Annotated in this window: 14 protein-coding genes and 2 pseudogenes; 3 read left to right on the top strand and 13 right to left on the bottom strand. The window is 41.9% G+C overall.

Features of this window, described 5'->3' with window-relative positions; all coding sequences use genetic code 11:
• Window positions 1-274 precede the first annotated feature (274 nt).
• The 4 genes and pseudogenes from PPM_RS12525 to PPM_RS12510 all read right to left on the bottom strand — a co-directional run.
• Complete coding sequence (locus PPM_RS12525; RefSeq protein ID WP_014599767.1) at window positions 275-1,018, bottom strand: hypothetical protein; 744 nt, start codon at window positions 1,016-1,018, stop codon at window positions 275-277.
• Between the two features lie 582 nt (window positions 1,019-1,600).
• Window positions 1,601-2,455, bottom strand: a complete 855-nt coding sequence (locus tag PPM_RS12520) for a Cof-type HAD-IIB family hydrolase (protein ID WP_013371241.1) — start codon at window positions 2,453-2,455, stop codon at window positions 1,601-1,603.
• Between the two features lie 26 nt (window positions 2,456-2,481).
• Window positions 2,482-3,228, bottom strand: coding sequence for a DeoR/GlpR family DNA-binding transcription regulator (locus PPM_RS12515; RefSeq protein WP_013371240.1), 747 nt, complete (start codon window positions 3,226-3,228; stop codon window positions 2,482-2,484).
• 663 nt (window positions 3,229-3,891) lie between these two features.
• Window positions 3,892-4,551, bottom strand: a pseudogene (locus tag PPM_RS12510) (MBL fold metallo-hydrolase); the annotation flags it as partial.
• 267 nt (window positions 4,552-4,818) lie between these two features.
• Here PPM_RS12510 and PPM_RS12505 point away from each other — a divergent pair.
• Window positions 4,819-5,370, top strand: a complete 552-nt coding sequence (locus tag PPM_RS12505) for a GNAT family acetyltransferase (protein WP_014599766.1) — start codon at window positions 4,819-4,821, stop codon at window positions 5,368-5,370.
• A 157-nt stretch (window positions 5,371-5,527) separates the two neighbouring features.
• On the opposite strand, the gene PPM_RS12500 is transcribed toward PPM_RS12505, so the two are convergent.
• The 4 genes from PPM_RS12500 to PPM_RS12485 form a co-directional block, all read right to left on the bottom strand.
• Window positions 5,528-5,920: a tautomerase family protein gene (locus PPM_RS12500; RefSeq protein WP_013371236.1), complete on the bottom strand. Its 393-nt coding sequence runs from the start codon at window positions 5,918-5,920 to the stop codon at window positions 5,528-5,530.
• A gap of 275 nt (window positions 5,921-6,195) precedes the next feature.
• The gene (murI, locus tag PPM_RS12495) at window positions 6,196-6,984 is read right to left on the bottom strand and encodes a glutamate racemase (RefSeq protein WP_013371235.1); all 789 of its coding nucleotides are present in this window, start codon (window positions 6,982-6,984) and stop codon (window positions 6,196-6,198) included.
• Between the two features lie 72 nt (window positions 6,985-7,056).
• On the bottom strand, window positions 7,057-8,298 hold the full coding sequence (locus PPM_RS12490) for a YbfB/YjiJ family MFS transporter (RefSeq protein ID WP_013371234.1): 1,242 nt from the start codon (window positions 8,296-8,298) through the stop codon (window positions 7,057-7,059).
• A 155-nt stretch (window positions 8,299-8,453) separates the two neighbouring features.
• Window positions 8,454-9,302 carry an alpha/beta fold hydrolase gene (locus PPM_RS12485; RefSeq protein WP_013371233.1) on the bottom strand — a complete coding sequence of 283 codons (849 nt, stop codon included), beginning with the start codon at window positions 9,300-9,302 and terminating at the stop codon, window positions 8,454-8,456.
• Between the two features lie 133 nt (window positions 9,303-9,435).
• Between PPM_RS12485 and PPM_RS12480 the strand changes: the two genes are divergently transcribed.
• Window positions 9,436-10,311 carry a LysR family transcriptional regulator gene (locus PPM_RS12480; RefSeq protein WP_013371232.1) on the top strand — a complete coding sequence of 292 codons (876 nt, stop codon included), beginning with the start codon at window positions 9,436-9,438 and terminating at the stop codon, window positions 10,309-10,311.
• Window positions 10,312-10,451: 140 nt separating this feature from the next.
• Window positions 10,452-10,643, top strand: a pseudogene (locus PPM_RS12475) (TetR/AcrR family transcriptional regulator); the annotation flags it as partial.
• A 192-nt stretch (window positions 10,644-10,835) separates the two neighbouring features.
• On the opposite strand, the gene PPM_RS12470 reads toward PPM_RS12475, so the two are convergent.
• From PPM_RS12470 to PPM_RS12450, 5 genes are all read right to left on the bottom strand, one after another.
• Entirely contained in the window at window positions 10,836-12,002 is a 1,167-nt protein-coding gene (locus tag PPM_RS12470; RefSeq protein ID WP_013371230.1) for an alpha/beta hydrolase family protein, read from the bottom strand.
• Between the two features lie 325 nt (window positions 12,003-12,327).
• Window positions 12,328-13,380, bottom strand: coding sequence for a HAMP domain-containing sensor histidine kinase (locus PPM_RS12465; protein ID WP_013371229.1), 1,053 nt, complete (start codon window positions 13,378-13,380; stop codon window positions 12,328-12,330).
• Window positions 13,381-13,384: 4 nt separating this feature from the next.
• Window positions 13,385-14,077, bottom strand: a complete 693-nt coding sequence (locus PPM_RS12460; RefSeq protein ID WP_013371228.1) for a response regulator transcription factor — start codon at window positions 14,075-14,077, stop codon at window positions 13,385-13,387.
• A gap of 39 nt (window positions 14,078-14,116) precedes the next feature.
• Complete coding sequence (locus PPM_RS12455; RefSeq protein ID WP_014599764.1) at window positions 14,117-14,467, bottom strand: hypothetical protein; 351 nt, start codon at window positions 14,465-14,467, stop codon at window positions 14,117-14,119.
• A gap of 12 nt (window positions 14,468-14,479) precedes the next feature.
• Complete coding sequence (locus PPM_RS12450) at window positions 14,480-23,839, bottom strand: non-ribosomal peptide synthetase (protein ID WP_013371226.1); 9,360 nt, start codon at window positions 23,837-23,839, stop codon at window positions 14,480-14,482.
• Window positions 23,840-23,850: the final 11 nt, after the last annotated feature.

Here is a 23,850-nt window from a genome sequence, read left to right as displayed (position 1 = left end):
CAATCTCACTGTATTTATCCCTGAGGCTAGACTTAGGGGAGATTTGTGTCACTACAATTACTTAGTCCATATTCTCCCCATTTTTATCCAATGACAAAAATGTTCCTACATTAATGACGCAAAGTTACCTAAATAGGTTCACCGATTTCACATTGATCCTTGAAGTCCATTTGTTCATTTTAATTGCCTTGTAGCTGGCCATATTGTTAAGTATCTTTTGAAACAAAAAAAAGAACGACTACCTACTGGAAGCCGTATAAACCGTGCCAAACAGTTATTCTATTATTAACTCACCCTTAATTCTATACTTCACCTTATTATTAGAATGCTCTTCTTCCCTCTTCGCCATATGTATCTCAGGTTCAATCAAAAACTCTTCTGTACATAATTTACTTTCATTATTCGGATCTTTGTACACCAATATGATATTCAAACTGAATAAATCCAAGTTTTCATTAAATGCCTTTATGTTCAATAAGTATATGTACCATCTAGGAAGATGTATTTTTATACCGTGTTTTTCTGCGCCAACAGGATGAATCGTTCCCAATTCCTCAAGATGAAAACTGATTTCATGTTTGATATTTTCTACTTTGTTAAATGAAATAACGACTTTTTCTTCTTCCTCAGAAAGATAAAATGAATGATTATCTTCATCATTGAAAGCTGTATGATCTTTCATAAAATCATTTAATTCATCAAAATCAACCGCAATCTCAACCATGACATTTTCTGCTGGGATATTTCCATGATTATAAACTTCTAGATAAACACTAGATTTATCGTCTTGAAACGATGATTCCTTCACACCACTTCCCCAGTCCTGAAAGAGTGATTGATGGAGTTCAACTTCAAATGTTTTAGACGGTATGGCTAAGTTTACTTTTCTACTATTCTTCTGTTCGTCACTCGCCGTTTGATGACTCTTTTTCAATCGAAGCACAGCAAACACAGAAATGAATGTCGCTAATACTACTCCACCAATAGAAATGATTAGTACCAATAGTTGTATCTTCACCGATTTGTCCTCCGTTCCTATTTTCTTCATTATACACTATCCACTTATTCACTATATCTATGAATGGTATCTAACTGCTAAAGTCCTATGAAAGAATCCACGTTTTCATGGGTTTTAACCAGTCCATTATAAGAAAATCCGTCATAAGGTAAGCAGGCTCTCCTTGTTCACCTAGCATCCAAAAGCTTACATCACTTTCTCATGACCTCTTATCTACGAATTTCGCAAATTTCTTTCAAATGTAAAGTATTTGTGAAAAAATTGACTATCCTGCCCTTTAGTTTAATAAACTTGACTTTTGATGCCACGTGCATCGCTAATCCCTTCTGCTCTTCTGCATTACAGGTAAATAAGCTCTTCACTACAAATCCAGACGACCAAACTCCCAACCTAACTTTCCTCATCTCTTTTGTAATCTGTCGTGCTGAGTGAGCACAACAAAAAGAGATCAACGGTCGAAACACGTTGATCTCTTTTTGTCGTCTCACTCTGCTTTTCTTTTTCTACCGTTCTCGTCACTCGCAGACCGAGAAGATACAAACTCAGTATCCTCAGGGTTATGTGTCCCCCTCTGTTCTATTTCTAATGCCTACAGTTTTTTGGTGTTTGTATATCCAATGTCACTGGATCATTCCAAACGGACAAAATGTATTTCTCCAAGCCTATTTTCAAACCGTCTTCATCATTACTCGATGTGACCCAGTCGGCAATTTTCTTAACTTCCTCTGGCGCATTCCCCATTGCAATTCCTAGGCCTGCGTACAAAATCATATCCATGTCATTATAGTTGTCTCCAATGGCCATCGATTCACGATGAGTAATATTAAATATCCCCTCGAGTTCCTGAATGGCATACGATTTGGACACCATCTCATCCATAATTTCCAGATAGGTTCCCTTGGATTTATAGACACTGATACCAGTAACTTCATTTTTGATTTGTTGTACAAGCCGCTCAACGTCTTCGGGAGGTCCCATGCATAAAATTTTGTGAGTATCATGATCTTCTTCTATATATGAGGAAAGCACCCTCTGTATGGGAGAGCCATTAATAATTCCCGCTTCCTGAATTACCCAAGGATTTTGAGTGTTATCAACGATCCACTGGTCATAGCCATATAAGTTAAAACTAATAGAAGGATAATGATCCGATACAATATCGTATATTTGTTTAATGCTCTTTTTCGATAAACAGATGCTATGGAGGATTTCCCTATTACAGCCCAATATTAGACCACCGCTATAACAAATGACGGGAGCGTTAATATTGAGCTCTTGCTGAAGAGGAAAAATGCCGCTTGGCATTCTCGCTGAAACGAGTACAAAAGGGATATTTCCTCCCACAACCTTTTGGATTGTATTTTTGGTGTCGAATGTAATTTGATGTTTTGAATTTAACAACGTCCCGTCAATATCGCTAAAGATTGCTTGTATCATGGCCCATGCTCCCTTGCGATTTTTTATCACTTTTCTTCCTCAAGCACCTTGATAACTTCTACTCCGCTATCCTGCAACATCAGCAATGAATGCTTCGGGGCATCCTGATTTGTAATTAGAATATCAATTTCGGAAAAATTCAGACCTTTAAACGGGCTTGTTAAATTAAATTTTTTGAAATCGGCAAGTAAAAATACTTCTCTGGCACGCCTCGATACCAGCTTTTTAACTAAAGCATCATCACGGTTCGCAAAATACACTCCGTCTTCCATAATGGCGGCAGCTCCTAAAAAAGCTTTGTCAAAAAAAACATCGTTCAACTGCATAGCCGTGTCGTAGTCATAAAAAAAACGGTTTTCATGATTAAATTTGCCCCCGAGCAAATTTATGTTAATTTCACTTTTTGCTGATAAAGCTTCTGCATTATCCAACGAGTGTGTGTAAACCGTCAGATTCTTGTCCAATTGCCCACAGAGCAGTTGAATGGTAGTCGATACATCCATGAAGCATACATCTCCGTCAGCGATATGCTCAGAAGCTGCTTTTGCAATAAGCATCTTTTGCTTTGTTGCTGAGGTTACACGTTCCTTGTAGGCTCTTATTTCTTCTTTTAATAAGGGTAAGGCAATACCTCCATGGGTTCTGATAACCCCCCCTTCATGAACAAGCTTAACAATATCCCTTCTTGCCGTATCTCTCGAGATGTTCAATAAATCGCAAATTTCCGAATTTGATAATTGGTTACGGCTTTGGAGATACTCCAAAATTTTCAAAAGTCGTTCCTCTTGGTGAATATAATCCCTCCCCCTTTCCCTATATTCATCATAAGCAATTTAACGCTTTTTGTTAAGTGTTTTTAAGTGTTTTTTCAGAAATTAAGCAAACCGCTTATATTGAGTATTTCACATGATAAGTCCCCGATCCGCATGCACATCGCATTAAGAGTCCAGGGACTTTATTCATTTTGCCTATTTATTGATAAATTCAATCTTTTGACATCTGCAGTGTCGGTTTTTACTTTTCGCAGTTGCATGTTTCTCGCACGTTTAGTTTGAAGTGGATTGATTATAAAATGCTTGCACTCCTCGCGTATTAAAATAGGAAACTAATCCACATCTAATCCTACAACCGGCTCCATAACACACTCCCTAATATTAAAGTTGCGGCCACTCCCACGATGGTTCCCCCATAGCTTCGCTTGTGATACGAGATCCCTGTCTCAACCAGCTCAAACATGGTCATTGAGGGCAGTGAGAGAACTGTTTTCACGACGGGCCCGCCCCAATAAAGTCAACGTTCTCTCGGCTACCGCCATCATATGATGCCTAAGAAAAAAGGCCAACCAGAAATCTCTGATTGATCTAATAACACGAAATAAAGTCCTAGACTGTCGCTATTTTATTGAGCTAACGTTTCCCGTTAGTTTGACAAGATTATTAGAACTGAACACTAAATCCGTTGAATTTATGAATCCCAGTTCCAAATTTGACGAGATCATGTTCCCTCAGAAATTTAACTGCAATTTTTACTTCAACTAAAATTATTGGATTAAGTCCTAATGTATTGTGAGAACCGTATACCATTTTGACGTTGGGTATTCTTGCAATCTTTTCTAATGAATTCACTAAATCAACAGGGTTCGTTGAAGGATAAAAGGCATATATTGGCGCTTCATCATAGAGCAGATCGCCAGTAAATAAATACCCTTTTGTTTCATCGAAAACTGAAATATGACCAGGAGAATGTCCTGGAGTGTGATATATAATTAATCTTCTGTCCCCTAGATCGAATATATCACCATCCTTCAACAAACCTGTCGGCTTTCCTTTAAAGGGTTGGTATGTATCCGGATTAAACCTTTCTGGAGTAGGCAAGGTTATATCTCTTCTAATATTCTTCCTGATTTGCTCTATTGTTAAGCCTTGAATCCCGTTAATTAGCCAGTCTTCATCTCCTTTATGGACAAAGATCCGTTCAAATTCGCCATGGTTACCTATGTGGTCATTGTGGACATGTGTCGTAATAACTTTTAGAGGTAAAGATGTCAACTGCTCTGTTATTCTTTTGATACTATCAATCCCAAGCCCTGTATCAATTCTAACTCCATTTGCTTATTCGTCAGGGGCTACACTAATCTGCAGTGGGTCGATCTGAAAATCCTCTCCCTCTTGGGAAAATTCTTAAAAAACTTTTCCAATGTTCCCTTGTAAGACAGGTAGGATAATAGAAATTCCAGTCGCTCTCCCCCTGTTAACGCTCTCCTGATCATAGTGTAGCCTTCCTCTCGCAAAAACCTATAGGTTGCAATATGTCGAATGCTGAAGTAAAGTTTTTTTAAGCTCATTTCATATAGGAGGATAACAATGATTTATAGAAACGCTACTGTTGATGATATATCTGCTATAGTGGAATTACAAAAAAAATATCACATTACAACCATTAGTGAAAAAGACAAACCCGATGGCTTCGTAACAACCTTATTTACAGAAGAACAATTTAAGGAATTAATTGAAAAAGAAAATGGAATTACAATTGCATGTCATGGCCAGAAGATTATTGCTTATGTGATGGCTGCCTCATGGAAGTATTGGGCTAAGTGGCCTCTTTTTCAATTTATGATTGACGATTTGAAAGATACAGAATATAAGGGGATTACGCTTTCTACTGAAAACACTTATCAGTATGGGCCAATTTGCATTGATACGGATTACAGGGGGACGGTAGTACTCCGAAAGGTTTTTGATTTTTCCAGAATGCAAATGAGTAAAAAATATCCGATATTGATAACTTTTATAAACCACATCAATCATAGATCTTACGCTGCCCATACCAAAAAGCTTGGTCTTGACGTGATTAAAAGCTTTGATTTCAACAATAATACTTACTATGAATTGGGTTGTTTCACATCAGAATGATTGGATGTAATTGTAATTTTGGACCATCCATAAGCCTATTTTACCATCTCAATACCAAACCTCATGGAAATCGCCCTTCAACTAGCCTACCAGGCCAATTTAAGGGCGATTAGAATTAGAGATATTACCGATTAAGATCGAAACGACTAGCATTGAATCAGCTTAACTTACCGGTCAAAAATTGTGCCTCCCCCAGTCCAAAACTCCAATCATCATCATTATTTTCAACAATAGATACCATTAAATCGGTTGGTGCGATGCCGCATTCAGCTTCTAACCTTTCAGCCAGCAAGGAGTAGAGCTTTTGTTTCTTCTCTTTTGGCCGGGCTTTGCTTATTATGGAGAGAATAACTAGACTATCGGTACGGTTAAATCCTAGCCCAGTATCCTCAATAATCATATGGTCCGCCGGGTGTTCGTGAACGATTTGGTAACGATCTCGCTCAGGAACGTCAAAAGCTTCCACAACAACTTGGTGGGCAACATCCAAAAGTTTTTTTAGGCTTGCTTTATCTCGTCCTTTAATAAGATCAAAACGAAGTAATGGCATTTTAACTTCCTCCCTTTAATAAAAATTATTTTTCCCTATTTATTATCAACCATTCTAATAAAAGAAAATTATCGGACTAAGGGTACACGCTCCTCCAACAGTACCAGTAGCTGCTCTTCAAATGATTCTGAAAACTTTATATGAGATGGATTTTGAGCAGTTCTAAGTTTGATGCGGTATTTATTCAGATAATCTGTGATCCGGTAAACTGCTTCTTCCGAATCTTCTGATTGCTCAGGCAGATAGAAGTTTACTCCGAAAGGCTGGCAGACTTTTCAATTATATTCGTTAATAGCATCCAATCTTTTGAACAGTTTATTAAACTCTTTTAATTTAGCCTTATCCTCGACTTTGACCCCTGAACAATAGAATGAAATATTGCCATTGCCTTCATCTAAAGAATTCATTTCTTCCAGTACTTTTTTTAGATTTTTTGCAGTACCATTATTTCCATCAATTATATTAACATCCGATGAAAATAATTTTCTAAATATATCTTTATAGTAAGAAAAGTGAGTACATCCTAAAACAATAGTTTCATACTTACTTAAATCATATATAGATAATTGTTCTTGAAGATAAGGCAGCACTATTTGCTCGTTAAACTCAAAACTTTCTGCAAACTGAACTAATTTCGGAAGAGGTAATAAATCAACAACATGCTCGTTATCTAATTTAGTAATAAGATTTTGAAGTCTTTCTTCCCTTAGAGTCAAAGCAGTAGCAGTTACTAAAACTCGTTTATCTATATTTTTTTTTGATTTAACAGCTGGTTTTACGGCAGGCTCCATACCAATGATTGGAATACTGTATTTTCCCCTTATTTCTTCGATTGCTGCGCTTGTGGCAGTATTACAAGCAATCACTATCGCTTTTACTTTTTGCTGGCTAATAAATTCTATAGCATTTAAAACATACTTTTTAACTTCATCTTTCGTTTTGTGCCCATATGGAACATTTAATGTATCTGCGTAATACATATAATCTTCATTAGGTAAAACTTTTAATGTATCATGCAATACAGTAATGCCTCCAATACCAGAATCAAAAAAACCTATTTGCATTTTTTATTCCTCCAATAAGGAATCAATTCACAATTCCATTTGTATCTGATTCCAAAGCAAACTGCCCAGGATCTAACTAAGCTCTTGACCAGGATGAATGTGAGCATGGTTTAAATTTCCTACCGCTCCTTTTTGACTTGAAATGACTGCACCGGATAGCAATATTATAGCAGCAACAACAAGCACCAAAGCGGCAAGAAGTAGTGATAGGTTGTAGCTATGCGCCATTTCCAACACGATTCCGGCTCCGATTGGACCGAGTATTTGACCTATGCCATAAAATCCTGTCATCAAAGCAATTGCTCTACTACCACTGGATGGTCTAGACATACGAGCCTCGGCGAGAGCAAGCATGGAGATGCCCATAAAAGTGCCTCCAAAAAGGACAGATCCTAACGTTACGCCGAATATATTGGGAAGACATACAGGCAGTATGACCCCAACAGCCTGCAGGATAAGCGCAATAATCAATGGTTTGATATAACCGACTTTACTCGCCCACCAGGACCAGATCACTGTTGATGGTACCGCCGCTATCCCAACGATAATCCAGCTAAAGTCAGCAAAACTTGACATATGAGGCATTTGCTTAACCATTGCTACAAGAAACGTCGCGCTTACTATATAACCTAACCCCTCAAGTCCATAAGCAATAAGTAGCCAGCCGAAAATAGATGGATTTTCCGCTGATGAACTCAGGGATTCAGCATTTTGAGTTATAGGTTTCGGCTCTTTATCGTGGATAAATGACCAAACGGGTACGATAAGGATGATACTAATGATCAAAAGGCCGATCCAAGGCCCCCTCCAAGTGAAAATGCTAAGAAAAGGCGTAAGTAAACCAACTAAAACAATACCAACGCCAACTCCTCCGTAAAATATACCTACCCATTTTTCACGCTTATCTGAAAACAACGCATCCAACACTAAACTTGATGATAGAACGAAAATAAGGCCGCTGCTAATTCCAGCAAGAAAGCGCAAAATCATCCACCATAAAAATGATGAAGTGATTCCCATAAGTCCCGTTAAAATGATGCAGAGTACCAATTGCATCCGAAGATGATAGGCTCTTCGGGATCCCCAGGTTATGAAACCTGCACCAAAGGCAGCGATAAGGTAACCCAAGTTATTACTCCCTGCCAAATATCCGGATTCCGTAGCGGATAGATGAGCTTGTGATTGCATCAATGGAAGTATGGAAGTATATGAAAAACGTCCGATTCCCATTGCAATAATGAGCATAACTAAACCACCGATCATGGTCTTTGTGGAATTAAACAATTTCGCATTTTTAGCTCCTGAATTCTCCATGAGACTGACCTGTCACCCTTCTAAATTCAATTTACCTCTCAATACATCAATTAATATGAACATAAATCCTGGTTAACATTAAAAAAATCAATTCCTATAACAAGAAATGACGGTAGAAACCATCCGGGATTTACCAACTTTTGAATCTTCAAATTCTATTGTTTTCCTAAAAAATCCAACATTAGTTCTCCAATTTCATATGCATGTGTTTCCAATGCAAAGTGCCCAGTATCTAATAAATGAATCTCGGCTTTAGGTAAATCTTTCTTAAAAGCCTCAGCACCAGCCGGAATAAAGGAAACATCATTTTCACCCCAGACTGCTAGCAAGGGCGGCTGATATTCACGGAGATACTGTTGAAACTCCGGGTACATTTTTACATTATTTTGGTAATCAAAAATTAAATCCAATTGTTTCTCATCATTTCCCGGCCGGGACATATAAGCTATATCAAGAGTATAGCCATCTGGGGAAACTTGACTTTCCTTTGTTCCATCAACATATTGGCCCTTGATTGTGTTAGGCGCAAATGCTGTCCTATAACTTTCCCTTTTTTCTTGTGTAGGATAACGCCAATAATCTTCTCGTGCCGCCCATTTTCCTCCTAGTCCTTCACGATAAATGTTGCCATTTTGGCTTATTATTGCTGTTACACGTTCTGGATGGTGCTTGGCAATGCGAAAGCCAATAGGGGCTCCGTAGTCAAAGACATATAACGCATATTTAGTAAGCCCTAGTTTATCGATGAAAGTTTCGATAATTTCAGTAATATGGTCAAATGTATACTGGAAATCTTCTCTGTCAGGTGATGAGGTATTCCCGAACCCCGGATAATCAGGAGCAATTAAATAGTAGTCTTTTTCTAAAATAGGTATTAGCTCTCTAAACATATGACTTGCGGATGGAAAGCCATGAAGCAATAAAATGACTGGCTTATTGGGATTACCAGCCTCACGATAAAATACGTTTAATCCTTCTATCTCTAATGAATGATAAGCCCTCATACTATAACCTCCTGTTTTCTTCATAAGACCTGCCGCTTACTAAACTAATTGTAACTCCTCAAAAATATCGTGTAAAATGAATTTATACGATTTGTAATATCAAAATTATCAATAATAAAATGGAGGAATGACGGTGGACATCCGGGACTTGCAGATTTTTCTGGCGGTTGCGAACGAAGGAAGCATTACCAGAGCAGCCGAAAAAATGGAATATGTTCAGTCGAGTATAAGCATCCGTATCCAGCAGCTTGAAAAGAAACTGAAAACAGCGTTATTTCGTCGTGGCCGGCAAGGGGTTCGGCTCACAACATCCGGAGAGACACTCAAGTCCTATGCTGAGAAAATTGTCTTTCTTACTCAAGAGGCAGAACGAGTCGTGGCAGATAACTCAATCCCAAGAGGCCCGCTTCGGATCGGATCGCCTGAAACCACAGCTGCGATTCGGCTACCATCTATTCTCACTGATTACCATAAATCCTATCCAGAGGTGGATTTGGCATTAAAAACTGGAACGACGGAAGAACTTATCCATTTAGTGTTGAAATACGAGTTGGACGGAGCTTTCGTAGCTGCGCCAGTTGATCATGCTGAGCTCGATATTACTGAGGTAGGGGTTGAGGAACTTGCGTTTATATCGGGAGGACAATTCCCCTCAATAGATCAGCCTGAACAATTGCAAAATCTGACTTTACTAGTATTTCGTGTTGGGTGTTCATACCGACGAAAACTCGAGGATTGGTTACATTTGCAAGGAATTATTCCTGCTAAGATCATGGAGTTCGGAACATTGGAAGGAATCCTTGGATGTATTCATGCTGGTCTCGGAGTATCCCTTTTACCTCGCTCGGTGGTTGAAAGAGCCACGGTTCAATATAACTTGCGATCTCAAGAAATCTCGGAAGAATTCTATAAAACCCCGACTCTATTCATACGTCGTAAAGATACTTATGAAACTGCAGCTATGTCCGAATTTATCCGGATTTCAAAACAGAGGTTCATTCTTACGTAATCTGCCATCGAAAGTTATCGACAAAATCCTACATTTTAGAGCACCATATTAACGAGAACAAACCATACTGTGTAATTAACTTATAGAAACCGCAGCCTTCTAGCGGACTGGCGTCATGGGCAACAAAACAAAGAAAGCAGCTGATCACATTGGTCGGCTGCTTTCTTGTTGTTATAGAGCTAACGGCTGTAAAAAACTTCGATAACATTACCATTCAAGACATTGCAGACCAAGCAAACGTAAACCGTGGTACGATTTATCTTCATTATCAGGACAAATATGATTTATTGAATCAAATCATGGAGACACACATTAATGAATTAAAAGAAATAATTTGCAGCCAAAAATGCATGTCCGCTAATATAAGCGTATAGAACGGTTAAAATGTTAGCGAGCCCCCTTATATTAAACTTCATGATTCTTAAATTATAAATATCTCGCTACATGCTTTCTAACAAACACATTTCCACCTGTAACTAATGTAAGTTTCATAAGATCCACCTTCTAATTAACTTAAAAATGTCCTAGCAATCACTTGGTCTAGGTGCAGAAGGGCCAAGACCAACGGAACAAAGCCAATTCAGTACTACCTCATGCAGCACGTTGATGTTGTCTACCTGGCAGTGTTCTAATCCGCCAAGTCTTCTATCCTCTATGGCGAAGAACGTCTTGTTTTTCGAACCAGCCTGCTCGTAATTTTTAAGAGCTTGCGTTAGTGGATTGGGCTGAACTAATATCTCTTCCGCACCGTGCATCACAAGAAGCGGGCATTCTATCTGGTGAAGCACGCCCTCGAGATTGTAGGCAAAACGAGGATTTTCCGCAAAGTCATCCAAGCTTTTTGCACCCAGGATTCTCATGCCGTGAGCAGCCAAACTCGGCGGCATCCATTTTAGCATTGCTTCCCAGTCGAATGCGTGGGTGCCTCCGTCAGAGATGACGGCAGCAATCCTGTGGTCGAAGGAAGCAAATCTAAGGGAGTCGTATGCCGCAAAGCTCTCACCATGGACAATAATCTTGCTAGGATCCACTTCCGGTCTAGTCAGAAGAAAGTCGATTGCTCTTGAATGAAAAGCCTCGCTGTCAGCTCGTCTGCCCTTTCCCTTTTCGTACATTGAGAGACCGGTCCCAGGCTGGTCATAGACCATAAAGTTATATCCACACGAAATAAAGGCAGGCCCTAACCAGAAATAGTTCTCAATTGACCACTCATCACCACCATTGAGAGCCAAAATTGTGGGCTTCGGACCTTTTATCCAAGAAGGTGAGAAAAAGTACCCATCCAACTTGACATCCTCATAATCTACTTGGATTTTCTCGGGTTTGACATCGAAGTACTTTCCGGCAGCTTCGAAGAGTTCATTTACCTTCCTAAATATACGGATTTTCTCGGTGTCATTATCCATCACAGCATATTCAGCGATTCGGTGGTAATTGCAAGCACGAATGTAGCAGTTACGTGCTGTATACCAGTTTCCAAAAGCTTCTGCCTCCTTGCCATGTCTTTCCAAGGCCTCTGCTGTTATGAGCCATTCCCTATGCCATGTTTCCTTATCATTGGGATCTATTTTTTTGCATGCTTCATAAATTTCGGTGACATCAGTAGCACCAAGACTTGCCATGCCTAGAGCTTTAGTTACTTGATATGACATCATATAGTTGTTTGGCCAACGACTGAATTCAATTGACATTGCAGTATCCCCCTTTTCTAGTTCTATTGATTACTACCGTCCTTCTCTGATTAAGCAAGGGTGTATGTTTCGAAATGGTAGCACCTATCTATGTCGGTGCCGCAAACTTGATTTTCTACCATATCATTTCCTCCTATCAATTTACTTGTAGTGTTTAAGCTACAAGTAAATTTTAAGATATAAAAATAAAGCTTCTCTAAAAGGAAAATAAAACTTTATAAAGAGAATATAAAAAATCATAAAGTACTAAAAAGCAAAAAGGCCACTGCCTATGTTCTGTACTTTCAACCAGCAGCGGCCTCTAAATTATTGTAAAAAAATAAAATTAGTGTTTTGCAAGTGGAAGGCTGAACTTTATGCCCAGACCGCCATACTCAGAAGAATATGCATAGATTTCTCCACCATGATGTTCAATAATTGATTTACAGCTTGCAAGTCCAAGCCCTATCCCGCCATTTTCAATTTGCCGGGATTTATCCACAGTGAAAAATTTAAGAAATAGTGAAGAGATATCCTTATCCGGCACTCCAGTCCCATTATCCTCAATTTCAATATAGGCATAAGAACCTTGTGAGTATCCAGTCATATACACTTTTAACTCATTTTTCCTTCCATATCTTACAACATTACTGAAGAGATTACCAAAGACCCGACCTATCATAATTTCATTGACCATAAGCATTACATTTCCCGTGAATAAATGTTTGTAAACAAGCTCACAGTCAAGTCCTGATAGCTCATATTCATATTCTAGGGCAATGTTTTCAAATAATTTTGATGCATCAACGGGTTTCACAGTCATGGATTCTAAATCCTGTTTCTCTTTGGTGAAGCTTACAAAGTCATTGATGAGTTCAGCCATATATTTTGACTTTTTTTGTATCAACTCATAATATTCCTGCTTTTCATTTTCTGATAGACCCTTTTGCATAGCTAACAGTTCAGCAAAACCATTAATAGATGTTAATGGTGCTTTTAGATCGTGAGCAATGGCAGCAATGATATCCGTTTGCTCTTTGTGTGCTAGTTGGAGCCTCTTTTCCATCTTATTAAAGTGATTATAAAGGTCTCCAATTTCATCATTACTCCTTAATGCAAGTGGAGGCAATGGATGCACAATATTTATTCTTTCCAATCTGGTATTAAGCAGTCCGATTGGTTTTTCTATAAAAAAATAAATATACATAATCAAAATAATAAAGATGAAACAGGCAATAGCAAATATAGGAAAGAGTAATCCTATATATGAGGGATTCAGTAATGAACTGGATATAGGTGAATATGCTGCAAAGATAAACTTTAAATAGATTCCAATTGAAACCATAAAAACTATAAACATCACTAGGAACAGTAAAGGCAGCTTTATTTTCAGTTTCATACCATTACTCTCTTTCCTTGTACTTATATCCGATGCCCCAAATTGTTTTAATAAAGTCATATTCAGGACCAAGTTTCTTACGGATATTTTTTATATGAACCGTTACGGTATTTAATTCTCCGTATTCGTCTCCCCAGACATATTCATATATCCGCTCACGAGTCAATACATTATTGGGGTTATGCATGAGCATGGACAATATTTGGAATTCCTTTGTTGATAAGTTAAGCTTTCTGTTATTTAGAAATGCTTCAAAGGTCTTATCATTCAAGATGAGAGGAGAATCAGTCCTTTCTCTATTGGGACTAAGTTCATTCCACTCTTTAAGCAGTCTGTCAACTTTTCTGAAGTTGGCCCTTATCCTGGAAGTAAGCTCCTGAATGCTAAAGGGCTTTGTCATATAATCATCTGCCCCTATTTCGAGCCCAACGATTTTATCAATATCCTTATCCCGAGCGCTTAAAAACAGAATTGGAGCATTATAAGAATTTCTGATGCTTCGGCAGACATCAAGACCATTCATACCAGGCATCATTATATCAAGAATGATGAAATCAATGTGATTTTCTTTCAATGCACATAAGGCTTCTTTCCCAGAATATGCTGGAATCGTTTCAAATCCCTCATAACTTAAACTCTTTGTTATGAGTTTTACTATATCTTTATCATCATCTACTACTAATATCTTTTTTTGCACTTTTGCACCTCCGAGCTGCTTTAATATACTTTTGCGAGTCTACCAGTTGCGGCAGCATGATGCAATGAATACAATAACAAGAATAGCGATCAGATTGGCCATCCCGCCCTGAATGAGAAACGGGACGGCCAAAATTAACACAGCCTGCGTAAATAAAGCGATGCTGGCTAACAAAGGCGGTGAATAACGGTCCACCAAAGGACCCCCGAGAAAGCTGAAAATCGACGCCGCAGATACGGCCGTATACGTGAAGCTGGGCATCACCACCGATTGTGTCGATTGCTGAACAAAATACAGCAGGACGATAGAATAAATGCTGTCCGCGATATTGGCAGAAGTACGAGATGCGAAGAAACGGATAAAACGGCTATCCTTAAACAATAGATTCACATCTTCATCTTCTTACTGCAAAATAGTCAAAGCATTCAAAAGCCTGTCACTAGCAGTCTGGAAGATTTGATGGATATACTGCCGGTTTTCTTTATATGGAATAGTAAGTGAAATTTTCAGAATATCCCCTACATGCTCTGACTCGAAGAAAATAACCTTGTTGACATTAGTCTGTGTGCTTTCAGTATATAGATTGTCGAGCAATTCTGCATCATCGCGTCCCTCACCTAAATAGTTGAATACGATGGGCAGCTGCCCAAGTCCCTTTTTCAAAAAGCTACTGGATACCGGGTAAGCTTCCTCCATTTCCGCATTGAAGATCAGGTTGAAAAAGTTCAAATGATAGCGTGAAGCAAAGTCCAGATGGGTATGGATGCTCTTTTCATAGGGTTCCATGTCATCTTCCTGCAGTACAACGGGGATATGATCAATACACTCGCCTACGATTCCAAAATAATTCCGGTCGCCATATTGTCTTCCATAATTAGTAAGCCAAAGCGGAACATCAGAGCCTTCGAAATAGCTGCTGAAAAAACGTACAGCCATTTGAAGCGAAATCTCCCACATCATCGCAGGGCCGTGCTGCTCTGAAATTCCGTCTAAATTCAGCGTCCAGCGATATCTAGTAGTGTCAGCATAGTTGCGTTCTTCGGTCAGCGCGTGGATACGTTCATTATTCTCACCAAATCTCTGAAGTTCGAATTGCTCGCTGATTTCCTGATCTCTGATTCCTTGAGGGCCTTGACGGATATGGTTCACATAATCCCGGTACTGCACCTCTTCTATCGTATATTCCTGTTGCGGGTGATGATATTCATCAAGAAGCTGTCTGCGTAAGATGTCGCTGCTCGTAGCATCAAAGATGATGTGCGAGCAAGGAAATAACAACAGATGTTCACGCAAATTTAAGCGAACCAGGACAATCCGGTACTGCAACGATTGTGTAAGTTCATAAGGTTCTAAAAACAGGCTGGAAGCGATAGATAAAAGTAGCCTACGTTGTGCTTGTACCGGCTGATCCGAGAGATCAACAATCGGTATAGAAAGATGCTCTGGAGCTGGATGCAGCTCCCATTCCCATGCTCTGGACGATTGAACAAGCACACTTCTTAGCAATTCATGGCGGTGAAGAAGCCGCTGAACTGTTGCGGTCAAACGCTCGGTGTCCAAGTAGCTATCTAACTGTATTGCCATGCCCGAGCCTGTAAAATGCTGCAAATGATACTGCTGAGCTGGTGCAAGCGGATAGCACCCAATAGCATTTAGACTTAATATATTGGTATTCCAGCTTATATTTGACTCGGCAATGCTAGCAAGCCATTCATCGGCTTGTAGTTTAAGTAAGGTTTCTTGTTCTTCGTTAGTTGGTAGAGTCCCAAAAATTCTATCTGGTTCGTCGGTTCCCCAGCGAACGATATAATGGGGATGAAGGTCTGGATGGATACGAGATTGGATAAATGCTGTGATTGCCTGAACTTGTTCTGTGTGAAAAGGCTTAACTTGCAGGAACAAATAGTCTTGCTTATCGGCGGATACGAAATGAAGCCATGCCTGTACACCAAACGCATCGGCAATTGCCTGCTCAACCTCCTGAGTTTTCGCAATAAGCGTATCCGTGTTCTCTCCGCCCTCTTCACCACGTTGTAATAGCTTGGCCAGGTTTCTGATCGTTTGATATCGCAGCAATTGATGTATATCCAGTGGAATGTTCGATTCCTGCATTTTGGATACCAGTTGAATGGCCTTCAATGAATGACCTCCAAGCTCGAAAAAGCCGTCGTCAATGCCGACCTTTTCAACGCCAAGCACTGCTTGCCACAGGTCCGCCAACTGTTGTTCCACTTCATTAGTCGGAGCAACATATTCCATATCGGTACCGCTGGCCATTTCTGGTTCAGGCAATGCTTGGCGGTCGATTTTACCGTTCGTTGTCAGAGGAAAAGCCCGCAGGAACACATACTGGGCAGGAATCATATAATCCGGCAACTGGCCAGTCAAATGGGTCTTCATATCACTCTTAGATAGCGGTACGTCGGTTGAGATATAAGCACAGAGCGTTTTTTGACCATCGTTTGTGCTTTTTACCGTTACGTGCGCCTCCTGAACTGCATCATGCCTCATGAGCTGGGTTTCAATTTCCCCAGGTTCAATACGAAATCCGCGGATTTTAACCTGCTGGTCTATCCGTCCGAGATACTCCAGATTGCCATCGGGTAGCCATCTGCCCAAATCACCTGTCCGATACATTTTTTCGCCCGGAATGAATGGATTAGGGACAAAATTTAGCTGGGTCAGATCATCCCGGTTCAGGTAGCCACGCGCGAGACCATCCCCGCCAACACATATTTCTCCTTGAGCACCAATAGGAAGCAGCCTGCTTGAAGAGTCCAAAATATAAACGGTTGAATTGCCAATTGGACGACCAATAGGAATGCTGTTATATTCCTTATCAATCGGGAAATAAGTAGAAAAGGTGGTGTTTTCCGTAGGGCCATAAACGTTGATAACGTTCAGTCCCGGAGAATGTGATCTCACTGTATTAATGATCCCGGATAAAAGCACATCCCCGCCCACCAGCAGGTGATTTAGCGAAGCAAAGAGATTTGGTTTATGCTGGGTGAGCTGATTAAACAAAGGCGATGTCATCCACATCGTTGTAATATGATATCGATCCAGCGCTTCACCAAGCTGAACAGCATCCAAGATTACGGATTCCGGTACAATGTACAAGCGCAATCCGTTCAGCAAAGCTCCCCAAATTTCAAAAGTACAGGCATCGAACACGAGCGCCCCTGTTAGCAAAATGCGTTCGTTCTCGGCAAACGGCATGTAATTGGTGTTCTTCACTAGCCGTATGACATTCCGGTGTTCAATCATGACACCCTTGGGACGCCCGGTTGAACCGGATGTATACATGACATACGCCAGGTCGTCTGCCGTCATCGATTCAGAAAGAATGAAGTCGTCTGAATCGTAGGAGTTGATGTCTGCCAGATCCAGAACCATACCCGAGAAATTGAAAGTGTTCATCTGTTTTCCCTTGCCGGACAGGGTTAGCAAAATTTCGCTGCCGCTATCCTGAAGCATGAACATAATCCGTTCCTGCGGATAAGAAGGTTCCAGCGGCAAGTAGGCTCCACCCGCCTTCAAAATACCAAGAATACCGATAATCATTTCCGGTGAACGTTCAGTCAAGATGCCTACGATGGTTTCTGACACAACGCCCAGTTTCCGCAGTTTCGAGGCCAGTTGATTAGCTTTTATATTTAATTCGCGGTAGGTTAGCTCACAATCTTCAAATAAAACCGCCACTGCTTCCGGTGTTTTCTCTGCTTGTTCTTTAAAGGCGCGATGTATAGTGTGATCCGATGGGTACGGTCTTCGTGTATCGTTAAATTCAAACAAAATCTGTTGTTTTTCCTCTGCCGTCAAAAGATCAATCTCCGAAACCCGGATATTTGGGTTCTGAATCACTTGCTCCATGATTTGGATGAGGTGGGCAGCCAATTGTTTGATCGCATTTTTGTTATACGTCAATGCATTATAACTAAATTTGATTTCCAGCTCGCGCCCAGGCATGACAATTACATTTAAATCATAGTTGGTCTGTTCAATATCCTCAACTTTACCAACACGGAGAGATTTGGATTTTACTTCCGTGTCCACAAGTTCTTCCGAAACGGGGAAATTCTCAAAGGCAACAATATGCTGGATCAGGTTTTGTTTTAGTACACTATGGGCTTGAATATCAGCCAAGGAAAAATAGGAATACCGATTGGACTCCATCAAGGAATCCTGTATAGACGTAAGCAAGTCGGAAAACCGAAGTTCTGCGGAGCTTTTAATACGTACAGGTATGGTATTAATGAATAATCCGATCATATTTTCAATCCCAGGGATTTCATCAGGTCTGCCCGACACAACGGACCCGAAAATGACATCATTACTATTGTTGTACGCTTGTAGTAACAAGCCCCATACGGTTTGAAATAAGGTGCTGACGGTGACACGGTTTTGCTTCGCGATTTGTTCCATGCCTTGGGTCAGCTGCTCTCCCCATGTGCATATGAGCTGCTCTGCCTGAAACGAAGAATCAACGGAGCGGGTATAGCCGGGCACGACGGTTTCATTTTCAAAATCATCCACAAAATGGTTCCAGTATGCTGCTGCTTCCTCTTTATTTTGTCTTTTCAACCACTGAATAAAGCTGCTGAATGGATAGACGGGCTCTAATGTTAAAGGCGTATCGTCCCGAAGTGATGTGTAAATTTCAAAAAAATCTTTGGCTACCGTTCGCAGGCACCAGCCGTCCATAATTATATGATGAGAAATCCAGATAAGCTTCGAGATATCCTCATCCCACTGCACAAGCGCTAACCGGATAAGAACTTCCTTCTCCAGGTCAAAACCTCTCTGCCGCTCTTCCTGTAAAATGGCTTGAAGTCGTCTCTGCTTTTCCGCCTCTGGTAGACCGCGCACATCTTCGGTATGCACAGGAGTAGCTGATCGTTCCTCCAGTACAACCTGAAGCGGACGATCCGTCTCCTTATACACGAATACCGTACGGAAAATATCATAGCGGTCAATCAGCCTTTGTAGGCTTCGGCTGATTAGGTCGGTATCCATAGCTTCATGAATGGTAATAATCGTTTGTTCGAAATAAGCCTCTGACTTTTCATCAGCTATGGCATGAAATAGCATTCCCTCCTGCATCGGGGAAAGCGGATAGAGGTCTTTAATTTTCACTTGGTGGTTTAACAGCTTATCTGTCAAACGGTTTGCAATATTTTCAAACTGGTCCAAAGACAATTGCCCATATGTAAAATCCGTCGGGCTTTGTTCTGCTGTTTCCTTAGCACAGCAATGGCGAATAAGTTCGATCAGATGATTCTTAAAGCTGGCTGTAAGTTGCGTCACCGTCGATTCTTCATATTCATGCGCGTTATATTCGAATACAATGCTGAGTCTCTCCTTAGCCACCACACCATGAATACCAAAGCCGGGTGCTTTTTCAGTCAGAGGGCTGATTGCAGAACCGGCAAACATGGATAGTGCCGAGGTACGCCATGTTGTACCTTCTCTGGTTTCTTCGTCAAAGCTAAAGCTAATCTCAGGTGGCTTGGCAGAAAAAAGGGTTGTTTTATCCTGCTGCTCCCTGTTGGTCAAATAGCGTAAAATACCATAGCCAGCACCCTGGTTGGGTACACGCCGCAAATTGTCTTTAACCAGCTTGATTTGATAGGCCTGATCTTCGGGCTTGCTCACATGTATCACAAACGGATATACGGACGTAAACCGTCCAACTGTACGGGATACGTCAATGTCTTTAATACAATCCGTCCTGTTATGACTAGCCACCTGGACTGCAATTTCAGCATGTCCGCTCCATTCATAAAAAGCTAATCCTAGCGCCGTCAGTAAAATATCATTTATTTCTGTATTGTAGGCATGGTGCGCGTGTTTCAACAGGTTTTCAGTTTCTTCCCGGCTGAGTGTCACTTCTGATTGGTGTGCGTCACGGATGAGGCTAACCGAAACCTCATGATCTTTTGGCAGAGGACGTATCTCACGGGCTTCTACCTCATTCCAATAGTTTATTTCCTGACGCACCTGCGCGCTATGCGCGTACTTGGATAAACGTGCTGCCCATTCCTTATAGGAATCAGTTTTGGCAGGCAGTTGTAGCTTTTGACCGTTAGCAGCCTGCTGATAGGCTTTTTCCAGGTCTTCCAACAGAATTTTCCACGATACACCGTCTACGACAAGATGGTGAATGACGATTAATAAATGGTCGGCTTCCTGCAGCCGGAATAAAGCCAAACGCACAAGCGGGCCGTTACGCAAATCAAAGCCGCGTTGTAACGCGTCAGCCAATTGTAAGATTTCTGCCTCAGGTTGATCAGCATGTAATAAGTTGTAGCTTTCCAATGTGAAGCATTCACCTTCGGCTGTGCCTCTGTTATAGGCGACAGGTTCTTTTTCTCGCTCATCAAAGGTAATTCGCAAGGCATCATGGTGCGTGGTCAGCTTATCCATGGCGCTTCTCAGCCAGGTTTCATTCCATCTTTCGGTGTTCTGGAGCATGACAACCTGATTGTAATGATGACGTTCGGTTTGATGATACTCAAAAAATTCCCACTGGATTGGCGTCAGCTCCACTGCACCTTGGACTGCTCCTTGCGGGATGATCCGTGTTATTGTCTTAATATAAGGAACGATCAAATCAATCTGCGGATGACGGAACAAATCCTTCATGTCCATTTTGAGGTCCTTTGCATTCAACCGGGCTGCAATTTGCAGTGCTTTGATAGAATCTCCGCCAAGCTCGAAAAAGTTGTTGCGCAGGCCAATCGGTTTAACGCCAAGAACTTCCTCCCAGATGGAAGCGAGTGTCTGCTCCAATTCGCTCCTCGGCGCTTCATATTCGATATTGGTCAACACAAAACCTTCGGGTTCTGGGAGCGCATGGCGATCAATTTTGCCGTTATGGGTCAAAGGCAGTTGATCCAGCACGATAATATGTTGGGGCACCATATAGCTCGGCAACTGCTTGGCCAGCTCTGTCCGCAGGAAGGATTTGTCGGCTGTTCCTGCTACGTAGGCGCACAAATACTTTTGTCCGGTCTTATCCGTTCTATCCGTAACTACCGCTTGGCGTACCTCGTCTAATTGGAGTAAGGCCGACTCAATTTCCCCAGGTTCGATCCGGTAGCCACGAATTTTCACCTGAAAGTCAACTCGGCCGATGAAATCAATGTTGCCATCCGGCAGCCAGCGTGCCAGATCTCCGGTGCGGTACAGACGCTCTCCGTTCACAAAAGGATTCGGTACAAATTTCTCCGCCGTCAAGTCAGGACGGTGCAAATATCCGCGGGCTACTGAGGCACCGCCCAAGCACAGCTCCCCGGTTACACCGATCGGGAGCGAACGCAAAGCCTCATCCAGGATATATACTTTATGATTGGGCAGTGCCTTTCCAATCGGGACGATACCGGATGAAGGCAGACGTTCAGCAGTTTCTTCATAAAAGCTGGAATCAATTGCCGCTTCGGTTACACCATAGGTATTCATGATGCGCATCGTATCACCGAAGCGATTCAAAAGTGTCCGATAATTATCAACGCCAAAGCTGTCCGCGCCTGTAGTAAGCAGCTTCATGGCACTGACATCTGTACCGTGTTCATAAACATAGTCCATAAGCAGCGTCAACAAGGCTGGCGGAGCTTCAAACGTCGTAATTTTATGCTGCTCGAGGACCTGGGCCAAAGCTGGAGGATCGTTGCGCACATCCTGCGGGCAGATGACCATGGTGCCCCCGTTCACAAATGTCTTGGCCAGATCACCTGCAAAGACATCGAACGACATACTGGCAATCTGAAGGAGCTTGACTGGAAATTCTTTTAACTGGTGAGCTTCCCTATAGCCCCACGCCGTATTTACGTAATGGCGATGCTCGATCATCACGCCTTTGGCGTTGCCCGTCGTTCCCGATGTGTAAATGACGTAAGCCAAAGCCTCAGGATCATGGATAGGTGTGTAAGTGGGCCCCTGTTGGTAGGCCTGCTCCGCTTGCGAAGCTTGTTGAAGTAATACTGGCAAATCCAGCACTTCACCTGCAAAATCCACATCTGCCAGTAGTTCAGTCAGAGAAGATTGCGTGAGCATAATCGTAGCCCTGCTATCCTGCAGCATGTAAGTAATTCTCTCCTTCGGGTAGGTCGGATCGACAGGTACGTAGGCAGCTCCCGCTTTCATAATGCCTAGCACAGCGATAATCATATCTGCTGAACGCTCAAGCATCACGGCGACGAGATGCTCGTGTTCGACCCCGCGGCTTTGTAGCGCTTGAGCAAGCAGATTGGCTTTCTCATTCAGCTCATGATAGGTCAGTGCGGTATCTTCGTAGATAACAGCAGTCTGTTCCGGGACACGTTCTGCCTGCGCCTCAAATATTCCATGGAACGTCCCAGCAGGATAGGCGGCAACTGGTCCGCTCCATACATTGGTGAGCTCAGCCTTCTCGCTAGCAGTCAGCAGGCGAATGTCCTCCAGCGGGAGTTCAGGTGCATGTGCAATCTGAACGAGTACGTGCTCCAAATGTCCGGCTAACCGTTTCATGGCTTCATCGCTGTAGACATAGCTGTTGTAGGACAGCATAAAGCCCAGTGCTTTTCCGTCTTCTACTTCGATATTGAAGTGGTAAGGCGTTTCTTCAGATAACTGGGCGTCCTCTACGACAAATCCAAGCCGTTCCTGCAAATCAGGCCGACCAACTATATCCTCCAGTGGGTAATTTTCAAATACAACAAAATGATCCATAAGTTGCTGCTTGAGCACAGACTGGGCCTGTATTTCAGCGAGTGAACAATAGTCATATGCTCGCGATTGAACCATGTTGCGCTGCACTTCACGAAGCAGACTTGAAAACGGCTGGTCTGCATCCCATTTGATTCGTACCGGTATGGTGTTTATGAAAAGTCCCAACATCTGTTCTACACCTGCAAGCTCCGGCGGCCGACCGGAAACAACGGTGCCGAAAACGACGTCTTCACTTTGGTTGTATCCTCCAAGCACCACTCCCCATGCGGCCAGAAACAGACTGCTAAGAGTTGTGCCGTTGTGTTCTGCCACCGTTCGCAAATGACGGGTTGTTTCATCCGTGAGTGTTATTTTATGCTCATGCAGCAGGTACCCGGTATCTGCCAGGAGTGAATGTGCTACAGGCAGGGTTGGCAGCACGGCTGGCTGATCATAGCTGTTCAGAATGGACTGCCAGTACTCCTTCGCCGCCTTCTTATCCTGCTTATCCAGCCAACGGGCATAGCCCGTATAAGGCTGCGGTGTCGGCAGTTGTACAGTCTTACCCGCTTTCAGTGCTTCATAAGCCGCGAACAGCTCTTCCATAACGATGCCGAGGCACCAACCGTCCATAATTATATGATGAAAGCTTAAAAGTAGCGTATATACGTGCGTTTTGGTTTGAAGCACCGTCAGACGAATGAGTAAATCCTTGCTCAGATCGTAACGCTGGTTCCGATCTGTGTCTGCATAGCTGCGAATGGCTGCAGCTTGCTCTGCCTCGGGAATATTTATCAAATTCTCGTAACGAAGCACCGCATTTCGCTCCTTAAACACGATGAGCCGCGAACGGGAGGCGCTTTGATGATAAATATTCGAACGAAGCGCCTCATGACGCTGCACCAGAGTCTGGAAGCTCTTTTGCAGAGCCTCCAGGTTCAGTTCACCCCGGATGGTCATTCGTACTTGCTCATAGTAAGCCTGTGATTCCGGCTCCATCACTGTATGAAAGAGCATCCCCTCCTGCAAAGGCGTTAAATTAGCCACTTTTTCGATTTCAAGGCTTTTACTCATCGGATTTCCCC

Source organism: Paenibacillus polymyxa M1 (assembly GCF_000237325.1).
Lineage (GTDB): Bacteria > Bacillota > Bacilli > Paenibacillales > Paenibacillaceae > Paenibacillus > Paenibacillus polymyxa_C.
This window is presented reverse-complemented; position numbering and strand designations above follow the sequence as displayed.